This window comes from Streptomyces panaciradicis (assembly GCF_023516615.1).
GTDB lineage: Bacteria > Actinomycetota > Actinomycetes > Streptomycetales > Streptomycetaceae > Streptomyces > Streptomyces panaciradicis.
The window spans coordinates 1-15,416 of the sequence record NZ_JAMGBF010000146.1 but is presented as its reverse complement, the minus strand read 5'-3'; the positions used below and the strand labels follow the sequence as shown (position 1 = coordinate 15,416).

The following is a 15,416-nucleotide window of genomic DNA, read 5'->3' as shown; positions in this document are numbered from 1 at the left end:
TGATCATCGCCGAGGACGTCGAGGGCGAGGCCCTCTCGACCCTGGTCGTCAACAAGATCCGCGGCACCTTCAACGCGGTCGCCGTCAAGGCCCCCGGCTTCGGTGACCGCCGCAAGGCGATGCTGCAGGACATGGCGGTCCTCACGGGCGCCACGGTCATCTCCGAGGAGGTCGGCCTCAAGCTCGACCAGGCCGGTCTGGACGTGCTGGGCTCCGCCCGCCGCGTGACCGTCACCAAGGACGACACGACCATCGTCGACGGCGCGGGCAACTCCGAGGACGTCGTCGGCCGTGTCAACCAGATCAAGGCCGAGATCGAGAACACCGACTCCGACTGGGACCGCGAGAAGCTCCAGGAGCGCCTCGCGAAGCTGGCCGGCGGCGTGTGCGTGATCAAGGTCGGCGCCGCCACCGAGGTGGAGCTGAAGGAGAAGAAGCACCGTCTGGAGGACGCCATCTCCGCGACCCGCGCCGCGGTCGAGGAGGGCATCGTCTCCGGTGGTGGCTCCGCGCTGGTCCACGCCGCCAAGGTGCTGGACGGCGGCCTCGGCCGCACCGGCGACGAGGCCACCGGTGTCGCCGTGGTCCGCCGCGCGGTCGTCGAGCCGCTGCGCTGGATCGCCGAGAACGCCGGCCTGGAGGGTTACGTCATCACCTCCAAGGTCGCCGACCTCGACAAGGGCCAGGGCTTCAACGCCGCCACCGGCGAGTACGGCGACCTGGTCAAGGCCGGCGTCATCGACCCGGTCAAGGTCACCCGCTCCGCCCTGGAGAACGCCGCCTCCATCGCCTCCCTGCTTCTGACGACCGAGACCCTGGTCGTCGAGAAGAAGGAAGAGGAAGAGCCGGCCGCCGGCGGCCACGGCCACGGTCACTCCCACTGACCCAGGCCCGCATCGAGGCACCGAGGCCCGGCACCCGAGGGGTGCCGGGCCTTCGCGTTCGCCCTACTGCTCCAGCGCGTCGAGCGCGCCCAACTGCTCCATCAGCCCGAGCCGGTCGTACTGCCACCAGCCCTCGGCGATCTTCCCGTCCTCGTCGCAGCGGAAGACGGTCGTCCCGGTCATCGAGACGCTCCGCCCGGTGGCCGCCAGCCCCATGAACCGACCGCTGTGGGTGGCGCGCCAGGTCCACCGGGTGCACACCCGGTCTCCCTGCGCGATCTGGTCCTCGATGTCGAAGGCGAAGTCGAACCCGCCGCGCCATTCCCCGAGGTCCCGCCGCAGGGCGTCCATGCCCAGGGTGTCCTGCTCCTTGCCGGGATCGTGGTCGTGGTAGTTCTCGGCGACCAGCTCGTCGAGCGCGGGCAGGTCCCCCTTGTGCGCGATCGTCTCGAAGAACCGCCGCACGTTCACCGCGTTCAGCTGGTCGTCGCGCACCACGTCCAGGTCGGTGAAGGTGGGCATCTCGTCGCAGAGGGCCACCAACTCCCGGAAGATCTTGTCCGTCTCGGGCAGGCCGGAGTTGCGCATCGCCTCCTCGTACGACGGGAACTCCACGATCTCGATGAAGTGCGACGCGTCGGAGTGGTCCTTGCCGACCACCGCGTGCGTCGCCGTGCGCTTCCCCTTGGTCTGCTCGACCCATGTGTCCATCAGCCGGTCGATGTCGTCGAAGTGGCTGGTCCTGCAGTCGATGATCTGAACGAAGGTCATGGCATCGTCGCCTCCGGCCCCCCTGGGTCCGGTCGTACGGAACCCATCCTCCCACCGGAGCGCGCCGGTGCCTCGTTCACTGGGGTCCGTACTTGCGCCCGGTGCGTGAGGTGATCCCGCCCAGCAGCGCCCGTGGCGTGACCTTCACGAGCCCCATCAGCGCCTTGTAGCGGGGGTCGGGGATCGACAGCGTCTTGCCCCGTGCCAGATCGCTCAGCGCGGACGCCACCAGCTTGTCCGCGTCGAGCCACATCCAGCCGGGGATGTTGTCCGTGCCCATCCCGGCCCGCTGGTGGAACTCCGTGCGCACGAAGCCCGGGCACAGCGCCATCAGCCGCACCCCGCTGCCCGCGAGGTCCTTCGCCGCGCCCTGGGTGAACTGCACGACCCACGCCTTGGACGCCCCGTACGTGCCGCGCGGCACGAAGGCGGCCACGGAAGCGACGTTGACGACCCCGCCGCGCCCCCGCTCCCGCATCGCCTCCGTCGCCGCCGAGGTCAGGCGCAGGACCGCCTCGCAGTGCACCTTGAGCATCTTCAGCTCGTCGGCCATGGAGACGTCGAGGTAGCGGCCCTTGTTGCCGAAGCCGGCGTTGTTGACCAGCAGGTCGACGGGGCTTTTGCGGTCGGCGAGGCGGGCGGCGACCGCTTCGATGCCGTCGTCCGTCGCCAGGTCGGCGGTGAGGACCTCCGCCTCGATGCCGTGCCGGTCGTGCAGCTCGGTCGCCTGCTCCCGCAGCCGCTTGGTGTCACGCGCGACGAGCACCAGGTTGTGCCCGTCACCCGCCAGCCGCCGCGCGAAGGCGGCGCCGATGCCCGCGGTCGATCCCGTAATCAGAGCCGTTGTCATGGCCCAAGCGTAGTTACCCGGACCGGGCGATTCCGATCTCCGCCGGGTCTCGACGGGGTCTCAGGAGGCGTACACATCCCGGTACTTCCGCGTCCCCTCCCGCTGACCCGGCGGCCGAGGCTCAAAGCGGTGACGCGTCGATCGGCGCCGGATCAAAGGATCTCTTATCCTTGCGGGTGTGATCGAAGCCCGTCATCTGCGCGTCCTGCGCGCCGTCGCCACCACCGGCTCCTTCTCCGCGGCGGGGCGCGAGCTGGGCTGCACCCAGCCCGCCGTCAGCCAGCAGATGAAGGCCCTCGAGTCCTCCGTCGGCACCCCGCTGCTCGTCCGCAGCGGGCGCGAGATGCGGCTGACCCAGGCGGGCGAGGCGCTCGTGCGGCACGCCAACGGCATCCTGGCCGGACTCACCGCCGCCGAGGAGGAGGTCGCCGCCATCGCGGGACTGCGGGCCGGGCGCGTCCGGCTCGTGTCGTTCCCCAGCGGCAGCTCCACCCTCGTGCCGGCCGCCCTCGCCGCCCTGCGCGCCGCCCACCCCGGCACCCGCGTCTTCCTGGAGGAGGCCGAACCGCCGGCGTCCGTGGAGATGCTGCGCGAGGGCGAGTGCGACGTGGCGCTCGCCTTCCGCTACGAGGGCGCGGCGGGCGCCGAGGAGTGGGACGACCTCGTGGTCCGGCCGCTGCTGACCGACCCGCTCGTCGGACTCGTGCCGGAGGGGCACCGGCTCGCGGGAGCGGACTCCGTCGGCATCGGGGAGCTGGCCGAGGAGCCCTGGATCGCCGGATGCCCGCGCTGCCGGGGGCAGTTGGTGGAGGTGTGCGAGGGCGCGGGCTTCACCCCCCGGATCGACTTCGCCACCGACGACTATCCGGCCGTCGTGGGCCTCGTCGGCGCCGGCCTGGGCGTCGCCGTCCTGCCGCAGCTCGCCCTGGAGTCCGTACGGCCGCGCCACGCGCGCGTGCTGACGCTGCGGCCGGCGGTGCGGCGGGAGATCGTGGCGCTGACCCTGCCCGACCTGGCCCGGGTGCCGGCGGTGGCGGCGACGCTGGAGCAGCTCGGGCGCGCGGCGGCCCGGCAGTAGGGAGAGGGCGACCGCGCAAAAGAAGGGCACGCGTGCGTGCCCTTCTCGTCGGGAGCTCGGGGTCCGGGAGCTCGTCTGCTCGGAATCGCCGAAACGTTCCTTCAGTTGTTCGAGGCGCTGTCCGCACTCCCGGCCATCGCCGAGACCAGCCGGTTCCGCGCCCGTCCCATCAGTTCCTCGCGCTCGTCCTCGGTCAGGCCACCCCAGACGCCGTACGGCTCTCTCACCGCCAGCGCGTGCGCCGCGCACTGCGCGCGCACCGGGCACCTCATGCAGACCTCCTTGGCCGAGTTCTCGCGAGCGCTCCGGGCCGCGCCTCGCTCGCCCTCCGGATGAAAGAAGAGCGAGCTGTCCACCCCGCGACAGGCGGCCAGGAGCTGCCAGTCCCACAGGTCCGCGTTCGGTCCGGGAAGGCGGGAGAAATCTGCCATTACGTGACCCCTTGTAGCCGTACTGAGCGGATACGGTGCCGACGACCGTGTAACTACGATCTAAGGAGATGAAAATATGACTCATTGCGAATCTAGCCTCAGACACCAGTAGATGGGAAGAAAAGGGGCCGAATGGGGCACCGGTTGTGATGAAACGTTGTGGGTCCACCCGTCATGTCTGCACCGTGTCCGCGCCCTCACGTAGAGTGCCGAAGATGGCACACAGCCCCGTAACTCTTTCGGGTGACCGTCGTTGAGAGTGCGGAGGCGGTTGGCGCAACAAGTGCTCGGGCGGGCGTCCGGGACGGTCGACCGCACAGGTGACGATTTCGTACCAGCCTGGAGGCTCAAGGTGACGTGCATCAGCTGCGGAGGACGGCCATGACATCCGTCCTCGTCTGCGACGACTCCCCGCTTGCCCGAGAGGCGCTGCGCCGCGCGGTCGCGACCGTGCCCGGCGTCGAGCGCGTGACGACCGCGGCCAACGGCGAGGAAGTCCTCCGCCGCTGGGGCGCGGACCGTTCGGACCTGATCCTGATGGATGTGCGCATGCCCGGACTGGGCGGCGTCGAGACCGTGCGCCGGCTGCTGTCCGCGGACCCCGGCGCGCGCATCATCATGCTGACCGTCGCCGAGGACCTGGACGGCGTGGCGCTCGCGGTCGCCGCCGGGGCGCGGGGCTACCTCCACAAGGACGCCTCACGCGCCGAGTTGCGCGCGACCGTCACCCAGGCCCTCGCCGACCCGACCTGGCGGCTCGCCCCGCGCCGGCTGCGGTCGGCCGAGATGGGCGCGGCGCCGACGCTCACGGCGCGTGAGATCCAGGTGCTCGAAGGAATGAGCCACGGACGGTCCAACGCGGAGATCGGACGCGAGCTGTTCCTGTCCGAGGACACCGTGAAGACCCATGCGCGGCGGTTGTTCAAGAAGCTGGGGGCGTCGGACCGGGCACATGCCGTTGCGCTCGGCTTCAGGTGGGGTCTGGTTCGTTAGGCCCACCGGGTGCCGCCTTGTGCCGCCTGGTGGCTGCGGGTTCGTTGTGGCTGGTCGCGCGGTTCCTCGCGCCCCCTCGGGGGCGCGGATGCGAGGTCCGTCAAGTGGCTCCCTCGGCGGCCGCTGCCTGTTTCGCCGCGGATGCCGCATCCTTGAAGATGTGGAGTCTCTCGGGGACGAGTCGGTCGAGCGGAAGGGGAGGGCGCAGGGGATGAGTGCCGGCGCACCTGCTCATAACGCTTCAGTGCACAACATCGGGCGTGGCGCCACGGATCCGACGGCCACAGGGCACCATAGACCGATGCGCGACGACGAGGCGGTCCAAGCCGCAGGGGCGATCGGGCCACTCGTCCATCGCGCCGTAGACGGGGACGAGCAGGCCACGCACGACCTGCTCGCCCATGTCCACCCGCTGGCGCTGCGGTACTGCCGTACCCGTCTGTCCCGCCTTCCGGGCGACGCGCGCCACTTCGTCGAGGACCTCGCCCAGGAGGTCTGCGTCGCCGTCCTGCTCGCGCTCCCGCGCTACCGGGACACCGGGCGGCCCTTCGAGGCGTTCGTCTTCGCCATCGCCGCGCACAAGGTCGCCGACCTGCAGCGGGCCGCGATGCGGCATCCGGGCTCGACGGCGGTCCCGTCCGACGAGATGCCCGAGCGGCCGGACGACTCGCTGGGCCCGGAGGAGCGCGCGCTGCTCAGCAGCGACGCCGAATGGGCCAAGAAACTGCTGGCCAACCTGCCGGAGAACCAGCGGGAGCTGCTGCTGCTGCGCATCGCGGTGGGCCTCACGGCGGAGGAGACCGGCCAGATGTTGGGAATGTCACCCGGCGCGGTCCGGGTGGCGCAGCACCGGGCCCTGAGCCGGCTCAGGGCACTGGCGGAGCAGTAGATCCCGGGCGTCGGCGCCTTCTTTGAACAGGCCGCTCGGGGATTCCGTACGAACATACGAAGCCCGACGTCATGCGGAACCGTGGAATTCGACTGCCCTGCTTCCCGTTAGCATGGACATCCGCACCGATCAAGGCCATTTGGGGAAGGTGTCATGACTGCAAACGTCGACGGAGTGCCCGGTAAATTCGCGACACTCGGGCTGACCTACGACGACGTGCTGCTGCTGCCGGGAGCCTCCGAGGTCCTCCCCAACGCGGTCGACACCTCGTCCCGCATCTCCCGCAACGTCCGGGTCAACATCCCGCTGCTGTCGGCGGCGATGGACAAGGTGACCGAGTCCCGCATGGCCATCGCGATGGCCCGGCTCGGCGGCGTCGGCGTGCTGCACCGCAACCTCTCGGTCGAGGACCAGGTCAACCAGGTCGACCTGGTCAAGCGGTCCGAGTCCGGCATGGTCACCGACCCCATCACGGTGCACCCCGAGGCCACGCTCGGCGAGGCCGACGCGCTGTGCGCCAAGTTCCGCATCAGCGGTGTCCCCGTCACCGACCCCGCAGGCAAGCTGCTCGGCATCGTCACCAACCGTGACATGGCCTTCGAGACCGACCGCAGCCGCCAGGTGCGCGAGGTCATGACGCCGATGCCGCTGGTCACCGGCAAGGTCGGCATCTCCGGTGTGGACGCCATGGAGCTGCTGCGCCGCCACAAGATCGAGAAGCTTCCGCTGGTCGACGACGCGGGCGTCCTCAAGGGCCTGATCACCGTCAAGGACTTCGTCAAGGCCGAGAAGTACCCGAACGCCGCCAAGGACGCCGAGGGCCGCCTGCTCGTCGGCGCCGCCGTCGGCGCCAGCCCCGAGGCGCTGGAGCGCGCCCAGGCCCTCGCCGAGGCCGGCGTGGACTTCCTGGTCGTCGACACCTCGCACGGCCACAACAGCAACGCGCTGAGCTGGATGTCGAAGATCAAGTCGGCCGTGAACGTCGACGTGATCGGCGGCAACGTCGCCACCCGCGACGGCGCCCAGGCGCTGATCGACGCCGGTGTCGACGGCATCAAGGTCGGTGTGGGCCCCGGCTCCATCTGCACCACGCGCGTGGTCGCCGGCATCGGCGTCCCGCAGGTCACCGCCATCTACGAGGCCTCGCTCGCCGCCCGCCCGGCCGGCATCCCGCTGATCGGCGACGGCGGCCTGCAGTACTCCGGCGACATCGGCAAGGCGCTCGCCGCCGGCGCCGACACGGTGATGCTGGGCTCGCTGCTCGCGGGCTGCGAGGAGTCCCCGGGCGAGCTGCAGTTCATCAACGGCAAGCAGTTCAAGTCCTACCGCGGTATGGGCTCGCTCGGCGCGATGCAGTCCCGCGGCCAGGGCAGGTCGTACTCGAAGGACCGCTACTTCCAGGCCGAGGTCGCCTCCGACGACAAGCTCGTGCCCGAGGGCATCGAGGGCCAGGTGCCCTACCGCGGTCCGCTGTCCAGCGTCCTGCACCAGCTCGTCGGCGGTCTGCGCCAGACCATGGGCTACGTGGGCGCGGCGACCATCGAGGAGATGGAGTCCAAGGGCCGCTTCGTGCGGATCACCTCCGCGGGTCTGAAGGAGAGCCACCCGCACGACATCCAGATGACGGTCGAGGCGCCGAACTACAGCAGCAAGTAGGCGACAGGCGTTGCGAGGGGCGGCCCCGGGAGCATCCGGGGCCGCCCTTGCCGTGCCCGTCGGCGATACTGGAAGACGCTGCAACGCATCAGGGAAAGGCCACAGACGTGACTGAGATCGAGATCGGGCGCGGCAAGCGCGGCCGCCGGGCGTACGCCTTCGACGACATCGCCGTCGTCCCCAGCCGCCGTACGCGGGACCCGAAGGAGGTCTCGATCGCCTGGCAGATCGACGCCTACCGCTTCGAGCTGCCCTTCCTGGCCGCCCCCATGGACTCGGTCGTCTCCCCGGCCACCGCGATCCGCATCGGCGAGCTCGGCGGCCTGGGCGTGCTGAACCTCGAAGGCCTGTGGACGCGGTACGAGGACCCGCAGCCCCTCCTCGACGAGATCGTCGGGCTGCCGGTCGAGCAGGCGACCCGCCGCCTCCAGGAGATCTACGCGGCCCCCATCAAGGAGGAGCTGATCGGCCAGCGCCTCAAGGAGGTGCGCGACTCCGGCGTGGTCACGGCGGCCGCGCTCTCCCCGCAGCGCACCGCGCAGTTCTCCAAGGCGGTCGTGGACGCGGGCGTGGACATCTTCGTCATCCGCGGTACGACGGTCTCCGCGGAGCACGTCTCCGGCTCGCACGAGCCGCTGAACCTCAAGCAGTTCATCTACGAGCTCGACGTCCCGGTGATCGTCGGCGGCTGCGCGACCTACACCGCGGCCCTGCACCTGATGCGCACGGGCGCCGCCGGCGTCCTGGTCGGCTTCGGCGGCGGCGCCGCGCACACCACGCGCAACGTCCTGGGCATCCAGGTGCCCATGGCGACCGCCGTCGCCGACGTGGCCGCCGCCCGTCGCGACTACATGGACGAGTCCGGCGGCCGGTACGTGCACGTCATCGCCGACGGCGGCGTCGGCTGGTCCGGCGACCTGCCGAAGGCGATCGCCTGCGGCGCGGACGCGGTGATGATGGGCTCGCCGCTGGCGCGCGCCACGGACGCGCCGGGCCGCGGCAACCACTGGGGCATGGAGGCGGTGAACGAGGAGCTGCCGCGCGGCAAGAAGGTCGACCTCGGCACGGTCGGCACGATCGAGGAGGTCCTCACCGGCCCCTCGCACACCCCCGACGGCTCCATGAACCTCTTCGGGGCCCTGCGCCGCGCCATGGCCACGACCGGCTACAGCGAGCTCAAGGAGTTCCAGCGCGTCGAGGTGACGGTCGCGGACTCCCAGCACCGCCGCTAGGACGTACGACGTCGAGGGGGCCGGTCACCTGCTGGGTGACCGGCCCCCTTCGCTGTTCACAGCCGGTGCGCCGCCCCCGTGGGCGTGGCTCCCCGGGTGTCCAGGAGCAGTTGCGCCTTCACCGACAGGCCCTGGAGGTCGTAGGTGCGGTGGTGCTGGAGGAGGATCGTGAGGTCGGCGTCGGCCGCCGCCTCGTAGAGGGAGTCGGCCCGGGGGACCGGGCGGTCCAGGACGTTCCAGGACGGGACGTGCGGGTCGTGGTAGCTGACCGAGGCGCCCAGCTCCATCAGGCGGACGGCGATCTCGCGCGCGGGTGTGCCCTGCTGGTCGGCGAGGTCGGGCTTGTACGTCACCCCCAGAAGGAGGACGCGCGCGGCTCGCGCCGACTTGCCGTGCTCGTTCAGGAGGGCGGCAGCGCGCTGGACGACGTAGCGGGGCATCTGGCTGTTGACCTGCTGGGCCAGCTCGACCATGCGCAGGGTGCGGCCGGCGGGGGCGGTCAGGTCCTGGGGGACGGTGTGGCCGCCGACGCCGGGGCCGGGGCGGAAGGCGTGGAAACCGAACGGTTTGGTCTCCGCGCAGCGGATGACGTCCCACAGGTCGACGCCGAGGTCGTGGCAGAGGACGGCCATCTCGTTGACGAGCGCGATGTTGACGTGCCGGAAGTTCGTCTCCAGCAGCTGGACCGTCTCGGCCTCGCGCGGGCCACGCGCGCGCACCACCTTGTCGGTGAGGCGCGAGTAGAAGGCGGCGGCCGACTCCGTGCACGCGGGCGTCAGGCCGCCGATCACCTTCGGTGTGGTGGCCGGGGTGACGTCGCGGTTGCCGGGGTCGACGCGGCTGGGGGAGTAGGCGAGGTGGAAGTCGCGGCCCGCGCGCAGCCGGGAGCCCGCTTCGAGCAGGGGGCGCAGCACCTCCTCCGTGGTGCCGGGCGGGACGGCGGATTCCAGGACGACCGTGGTGTGCGGGCGCAACTGGGCGGCGAGGGTCCGGGCGGCCGCCTCCACCTGCGTGAGGTCGAGCGCGCCGTCGGGGCCGCGCGGGGTGGGCGCGCAGATGACGGCGGTGCGGACCCGGCCGAGCTCGGCGGGGCCGGTGGCGTGCCGGAAGCCCCCCGAGAGCATCCGGCGCAGGTCGGCCGCGCTGAGGGAGCCGGCCTCGGGGCCGGTCCGGTAGCCGACGGTCGGGATGCCGGCGGCGACGGCGGCCTGGGCCAGGGGCAGGCCGAACGGGCCGAGTCCGATGACGGCGAGATCTGCGGGCATGGCGTGGGCCGTCCTTCCCAGTAACCGAAGCGGGACAGGTGCGCAAGCCCTGTGGACAGGATGGGCGAGCGCAATGTCAGACTAGGAGTAAATATGACCGTTATGCGGGATTGGTCGGCTGTGTTTTCCGGCCGTCCCTGGAAAGTTGTCCACAGGGTGGGAGGCCGTGGTGGCTGAAGTGGGGCAAGACGGTCAGAATTTGGGCATGGGGGGTAGGACACGGGCTTCGCCCGACGGGTGCGGCCGGCGCTATCGATAGCGGGAGGCAGCAGTGAGGACAGCGACACTCGGGCCGGCGCAGCGCGCCGAGGCACTGGCGGCCATGGCCGAGCGCGAACTGGACATCCTGGTGGTGGGCGGCGGGGTGGTCGGTGCGGGCACCGCCCTGGACGCCGTGACCCGCGGACTGTCCACCGGTCTGGTCGAGGCGCGTGACTGGGCATCGGGCACGTCCAGCAGGTCCAGCAAGCTGATCCACGGCGGCCTGCGCTATCTGGAGATGCTCGACTTCGCCCTCGTGCGCGAGGCGTTGAAGGAGCGCGGCCTGCTGCTCGAACGGCTCGCCCCGCACCTCGTGAAGCCGGTGCCCTTCCTGTACCCGCTGCAGCACCAGGGCTGGGAGCGGTTCTACGCCGGCTCGGGCGTCGCGCTCTACGACGTCATGTCGATGGCCCGCGGACACGGCCGCGGCCTGCCCGTGCACCGCCACCTGACCCGCCGTCACGCCCTGCGGGTGGCACCGGCCCTGAAGAAGGACGCTCTGGTCGGCGCCCTGCAGTACTACGACGCCCAGGTGGACGACGCGCGGCACACGGCCACCCTGGTGCGCACGGCCGCCGCCTACGGCGCGAAGGTCGCCAACCGCGCCCGGGTGATGGGCTTCCTGCGCGAGGGCGAGCGGGTCGTCGGCGCGCGCGTGCAGGACGTCGAGGGGGGCGGGGAGTACGAGGTGCGCGCCAAGCAGGTGGTGAACGCGACCGGGGTGTGGACCGACGACACCCAGGCGATGGTGGGCGAGCGCGGCCAGTTCCACGTCCGCGCCTCCAAGGGCATCCACCTGGTCGTGCCCAAGGACCGCGTCAACTCCTCGACCGGGCTGATCCTGCGCACGGAGAAGTCGGTCCTGTTCGTCATCCCCTGGGGCCGGCACTGGATCATCGGCACCACCGACACCGACTGGGACCTCGACAAGGCGCACCCGGCGGCCTCCAGCGCGGACATCGACTACATCCTGGAGCGCGTCAACTCGGTGCTGGCGGTACCGCTCACGCGCGACGACGTGCAGGGCGTGTACGCGGGCCTGCGGCCGCTGCTGGCCGGCGAGTCGGACGCCACCAGCAAGCTCTCGCGCGAGCACACCGTGGCCCATCCGGTGCCGGGACTGGTCGTCGTGGCCGGCGGCAAGTACACGACGTACCGGGTGATGGCCAAGGACGCGGTGGACGAGGCCGTGCACGGACTGGACCTGCGGGTCGCCGAGTGCGTCACCGAGGACGTCCCGCTGATCGGCGCCGAGGGCTATCGCGCGCTGTGGAACGCGCGGGCCCGGATCGCGGCCCGGACCGGCCTTCACGTGGTCCGCGTGGAACATCTGCTGAATCGGTACGGCAGCATGGCCGAGGAACTCCTCGACCTCATCGCCGCCGACCCCTCACTCGGCGAGCCGCTCCAGGCCGCCGACGACTACCTGCGCGCCGAGATCGTGTACGCCGCCTCGCACGAGGGCGCCCGGCACCTCGACGACGCGCTGACCCGGCGCACCCGCATCTCCATCGAGACCTTCGACCGCGGCACCCGCAGCGCCCGGGAGGCCGCCGAACTGATGGCGCCGGTGCTCGGCTGGGACAAGGACCAGATCGAGCGCGAGGTCGAGCACTACGAGAAGCGGGTGGAAGCCGAGCGGGAGTCGCAGCGCCAGCCCGACGACCTGACGGCGGACGCGGCACGGCTGGGGGCGCCGGACATCGTGCCCCTGTGAGACGGCGGGTGCCGAACCGTCATCACTCGAACGAGTGTCGCAAGCCGGGATCCGCGTTCGCGGCCCGGTCGTTCCACCAGGTGTGAGGACGAGCTTGAGGTGAACTCGGTGGCGTACAGGGTCGGTTCCGGGCCGGGAACCGCCCTCGCCGCCGGGTTCACGCGTACGGCGAGGGGGTTTCGGGCGACGGGCGGCGGCCGGTGCGCGCGGGGAGGAGGCGAGGGTGCGGAACCGGACGTTCCGGGTGTGCGGCGGCCCGTGCGGGGCCTGGGGCACCCTGGGCGTCGGGCACTTGTCGGGTGAGGGACAATGGGGGCTCTGTCAGGGCGGGTTGTATGAGGGGATCCATGTCGGAGGCGGAGCGGGCGGGGACATCTCGTCAGGAGACTCGTCAGGACAAGACCGAGCGTCTTCTCGCCGGGCGGTACCGGCTGGGGGCGGTGCTCGGCCGGGGCGGCATGGGCACGGTGTGGCGGGCCGAGGACGAGACCCTCGGCCGGACGGTCGCCGTCAAGGAGCTGCGGTTCCCGTCGAACATCGACGAGGACGAGAAGCGCCGGCTGATCACGCGGACGCTGCGCGAGGCCAAGGCCATCGCGCGGATCCGCAACAACAGCGCGGTGACGGTCTTCGACGTGGTCGACGAGGACGACCGGCCGTGGATCGTGATGGAACTCGTCGAGGGCAAGTCGCTCGCCGAGGTCATCCGTGAGGACGGCCTGCTCGAACCGAGGCGGGCGGCCGAGGTGGGACTGGCCGTCCTCGACGTGCTGCGCTCCGCGCACCGCGAGGGCATCCTGCACCGTGACGTGAAGCCGTCCAACGTCCTGCTGGAGGGCGACACCGAGCGGGTCGTGCTCACCGACTTCGGCATCGCCCAGGTGGAGGGCGACCCGTCCATCACCTCCACGGGCATGCTCGTCGGCGCGCCCTCCTACATCTCACCGGAGCGGGCCCGCGGCCACAAGCCGGGCCCCGCGGCCGACCTGTGGTCGCTGGGCGGGCTGCTGTACGCGGCCGTCGAGGGCGTGCCGCCGTACGACAAGGGGTCGGCGATCGCGACGCTGACCGCGGTGATGACGGAGCCGCTGGAGGAGCCGAAGAACGCGGGGCCGCTGAAGGACGTCATCTACGGACTGCTCAACAAGGACCCGGCGAAGCGGCTCGACGACGCCGGCGCGCGGGCGATGCTCAACGCCGTCATCCACGCGCCGGAGCCGAAGGCGGCCGAACCGGAGCCGCTGGACGCGACCAAGGTCGTGCCGATCCCGGCACAGCCCGACGGGACCGGCCGCAAGGGCGGTTCGGGGGGCTCCGGCGGCAGGCGGGCCGAGGAGGCGGCGGAGAAGCTGCTCGGCAAGTTCCGTTCCGTGCGCAAGGCGGCGGGGGCCGCGGCCGGTTCGGCGGCCGCCTCCCGCGACAAGTCCGCGGACGGCACGGCGGGTTCCCGGGCGGGCGACTCGGGGAGCGGCGTGAGCGGCGCCGCCTCCCGCGGCGCGTCGGGGGCGGCGCCGTCGGTGCCGTCGCCCGCGTCGAGGCAGGTCCCTCCGCCGGCCCCTCCCCGCCCTCCGGCCTCCTCCGCGTCCTCCGCGGTGTCGGCCTCCCCGTCCACCGCGCCCTCGCCCTCCACCGCGTCGACCGCGTCCCCGCGCGGAGCCTCGTCCGCGGAGGGATCGAGGACCCCGGCGGCCGGGGCGAACGAGCGCGGTGGCGGCGGGAGTTCCGGCTGGCCCAAGATGACGCCGCCCGACCTCCCGGAGCTGCCGCCCCGGTCCGTCCCGCGGGCGCCCCTCACCGACGTGGTGCCCAAGCGGACCCTGGTGATCATCGCGGTGGTCCTGGCCGTCGTGGTCATCGGCACCGTGCTGGCCCTCACCCTGGGCGGCGGCACCTCCGACAACGGTGCCAAGGGCGGTGGCGGCAAGTCCGCCGCGAGCGCGTCCGCGAGCTCGCGCACCAAGGAGGACAAGGGCGGCGGGACCGGCGCGGACGGCAGCTCCAAGGACTCCGGGACCCCCTCGGGCAGTGGCACGCCCAGCAACAGCCCGAGCGCGTCGGGCGGCAGCGGTGCGGCGACCGGCGGCGGCTCCGGGGGCTCGGCCGGGGTGGCGAAGACCTACCAGGGCGGCCAGGGCTACTCGATCGGGCTGCCCAAGGGATGGTCGTACCAGTCCACCGGGAGCGCGGGCGACCGGTTCACCGGCCCCGACGGGCAGAAGCTCCTCATCGCCTGGACGTCCACGCCCAAGGGCGACCCGGTGGCCGACTGGCAGAACCAGGAGCGCTACATGGTGCGCTCGCAGTACGACAAGATCCGCATAGAGAAGGTGGACTACCGCGGCTGGAACGCGGCCGACTGGGAGTTCACCTACGTCGAGAGCGGGACGAAGTACCGGACGGTCGACCGGGGGTTCGTCGTCAACGACCATCTCGGGTATGCGCTGATGTACACGGCGAATGCCGCCGACTGGGACAGTGACCTCCGTAAGGACACCTGGAAGACGCTCGCGAAGACGTTCGAACCGAAGTCGTAAAGCGCCTGCCCCGGGTTTGGGCCGTGAGATCTGGCAACCCCTCTCTGCCAGTTGCCTCCGGCACGTATCGTGAAGGCTTGCGGACCGTACGCATCCAGGTGTGCGTTCACAACGGTCCGCAAGTCGAACGGAATTGACCGACCGGGCGGCCGAGGGAGGCAGAGTGGACGACTACGCGGGCCGGGTACTCGCCGACCGCTACCGCCTGCCGCTGCCGCCCTCCGACGAGTACGAACTCACCGAGACCCGCGCCTTCGACACCTACAGCGGGCAGGAAGTCCTGGTCCGGCAGGTGCCGTTGCCGGAGGTCGTCGAGGCGGAGGTGCTCGACGCCGAGGGCCTGCCCGAGGGGTTCCAGGCACGCAGGCCCACGGCGCGCACGGGGACCCGCGGGCCGGCCGACCCCGCCGTACGGCGTGCGGTCGAGGCCGCCCAGGCCGCCGCCCGCATACCCGACCACCCACGGCTCGACCAGGTCTTCGACGTGTTCGCCGACGGCGGTTCGCTGTGGATCGTGAGCGAGCTGGTGGCCGCGCGGCCGCTGGCGGCGCTGCTCGCGGAGAAGCCGCTCACGCCCTACCGCGCGGCCGAGGTCGCCTCCGACGTGCTCATGGCGCTGCGGGTGCTGCACGCGCACGGCTGGGTGCACCGCAACATCACCGCCCGCACGGTGCTGGTCTGCGACGACGGACGCGTGATGCTGACCGGCCTCGCGGTCGGGGCGGCGCAGGAGGCCCTGTGCGGATACGACCCGGTGCCGGCGCCGGAGGGCGACGCGGGGGCCGGGGGCCCGGGGGGTCTCGGTGAGCCCGGGCACCCGGGCGGCCCGGGTGCCGACGGCGGCCGAGGAGGCCC

The 15,416-nt window shown here is 71.7% G+C and carries 13 protein-coding genes; 9 read left to right on the top strand and 4 right to left on the bottom strand.

Annotated features, from left to right (window positions below; all coding sequences use genetic code 11):
- On the top strand, positions 1 to 884 hold an 884-nt coding region (gene groEL / locus M8J74_RS35580), incomplete at its 5' end, for a chaperonin GroEL (RefSeq protein ID WP_249840386.1).
- A gap of 63 nt (positions 885 to 947) precedes the next feature.
- Here the strand turns inward: groEL and M8J74_RS35575 are convergent.
- Both M8J74_RS35575 and M8J74_RS35570 read right to left on the bottom strand, forming a co-directional pair.
- Positions 948 to 1,655 carry an ester cyclase gene (locus M8J74_RS35575; RefSeq protein WP_249840385.1) on the bottom strand — a complete coding sequence of 236 codons (708 nt, stop codon included), beginning with the start codon at positions 1,653 to 1,655 and terminating at the stop codon, positions 948 to 950.
- A gap of 76 nt (positions 1,656 to 1,731) precedes the next feature.
- Entirely contained in the window at positions 1,732 to 2,505 is a 774-nt protein-coding gene (locus M8J74_RS35570) for an SDR family NAD(P)-dependent oxidoreductase (protein WP_249840384.1), read from the bottom strand.
- Positions 2,506 to 2,683: 178 nt separating this feature from the next.
- Between M8J74_RS35570 and M8J74_RS35565 the strand changes: the two genes are divergently transcribed.
- Positions 2,684 to 3,583, top strand: a complete 900-nt coding sequence (locus M8J74_RS35565; RefSeq protein WP_249840383.1) for a LysR family transcriptional regulator — start codon at positions 2,684 to 2,686, stop codon at positions 3,581 to 3,583.
- Positions 3,584 to 3,684: 101 nt separating this feature from the next.
- Here M8J74_RS35565 and M8J74_RS35560 read toward each other — a convergent pair whose 3' ends face one another.
- Positions 3,685 to 4,014 (bottom strand): WhiB family transcriptional regulator, encoded by a 330-nt coding sequence (locus M8J74_RS35560; protein ID WP_058923717.1) that lies wholly within the window; start codon positions 4,012 to 4,014, stop codon positions 3,685 to 3,687.
- Positions 4,015 to 4,395: 381 nt separating this feature from the next.
- On the opposite strand from M8J74_RS35560, the gene M8J74_RS35555 reads away from it, so the two are divergent.
- From M8J74_RS35555 to M8J74_RS35540, 4 genes are all read left to right on the top strand, one after another.
- A complete protein-coding gene (locus tag M8J74_RS35555) occupies positions 4,396 to 5,007 on the top strand; it encodes a response regulator transcription factor (RefSeq protein ID WP_003948568.1) in 612 nt (203 codons plus the stop codon).
- A 301-nt stretch (positions 5,008 to 5,308) separates the two neighbouring features.
- On the top strand, positions 5,309 to 5,896 hold the full coding sequence (locus M8J74_RS35550; RefSeq protein WP_142141982.1) for a sigma-70 family RNA polymerase sigma factor: 588 nt from the start codon (positions 5,309 to 5,311) through the stop codon (positions 5,894 to 5,896).
- A 153-nt stretch (positions 5,897 to 6,049) separates the two neighbouring features.
- The gene (gene guaB / locus M8J74_RS35545; RefSeq protein ID WP_058923715.1) at positions 6,050 to 7,552 is read left to right on the top strand and encodes an IMP dehydrogenase; all 1,503 of its coding nucleotides are present in this window, start codon (positions 6,050 to 6,052) and stop codon (positions 7,550 to 7,552) included.
- A gap of 107 nt (positions 7,553 to 7,659) precedes the next feature.
- A complete protein-coding gene (locus M8J74_RS35540) occupies positions 7,660 to 8,784 on the top strand; it encodes a GuaB3 family IMP dehydrogenase-related protein (protein WP_058923714.1) in 1,125 nt (374 codons plus the stop codon).
- Between the two features lie 56 nt (positions 8,785 to 8,840).
- On the opposite strand, the gene M8J74_RS35535 is transcribed toward M8J74_RS35540, so the two are convergent.
- Complete coding sequence (locus tag M8J74_RS35535) at positions 8,841 to 10,049, bottom strand: nucleotide sugar dehydrogenase (protein WP_249840382.1); 1,209 nt, start codon at positions 10,047 to 10,049, stop codon at positions 8,841 to 8,843.
- Positions 10,050 to 10,320: 271 nt separating this feature from the next.
- Here M8J74_RS35535 and M8J74_RS35530 point away from each other — a divergent pair, with 271 nt between their 5' ends.
- The 3 genes from M8J74_RS35530 to M8J74_RS35520 all read left to right on the top strand — a co-directional run.
- Positions 10,321 to 12,027, top strand: a complete 1,707-nt coding sequence (locus M8J74_RS35530) for a glycerol-3-phosphate dehydrogenase/oxidase (protein ID WP_249840381.1) — start codon at positions 10,321 to 10,323, stop codon at positions 12,025 to 12,027.
- A gap of 347 nt (positions 12,028 to 12,374) precedes the next feature.
- Positions 12,375 to 14,561, top strand: a complete 2,187-nt coding sequence (locus tag M8J74_RS35525) for a serine/threonine-protein kinase (RefSeq protein WP_249840380.1) — start codon at positions 12,375 to 12,377, stop codon at positions 14,559 to 14,561.
- 133 nt (positions 14,562 to 14,694) lie between these two features.
- A partial coding sequence (locus M8J74_RS35520) for a protein kinase (protein WP_249840379.1) occupies positions 14,695 to 15,416 on the top strand: 722 nt, incomplete at its 3' end.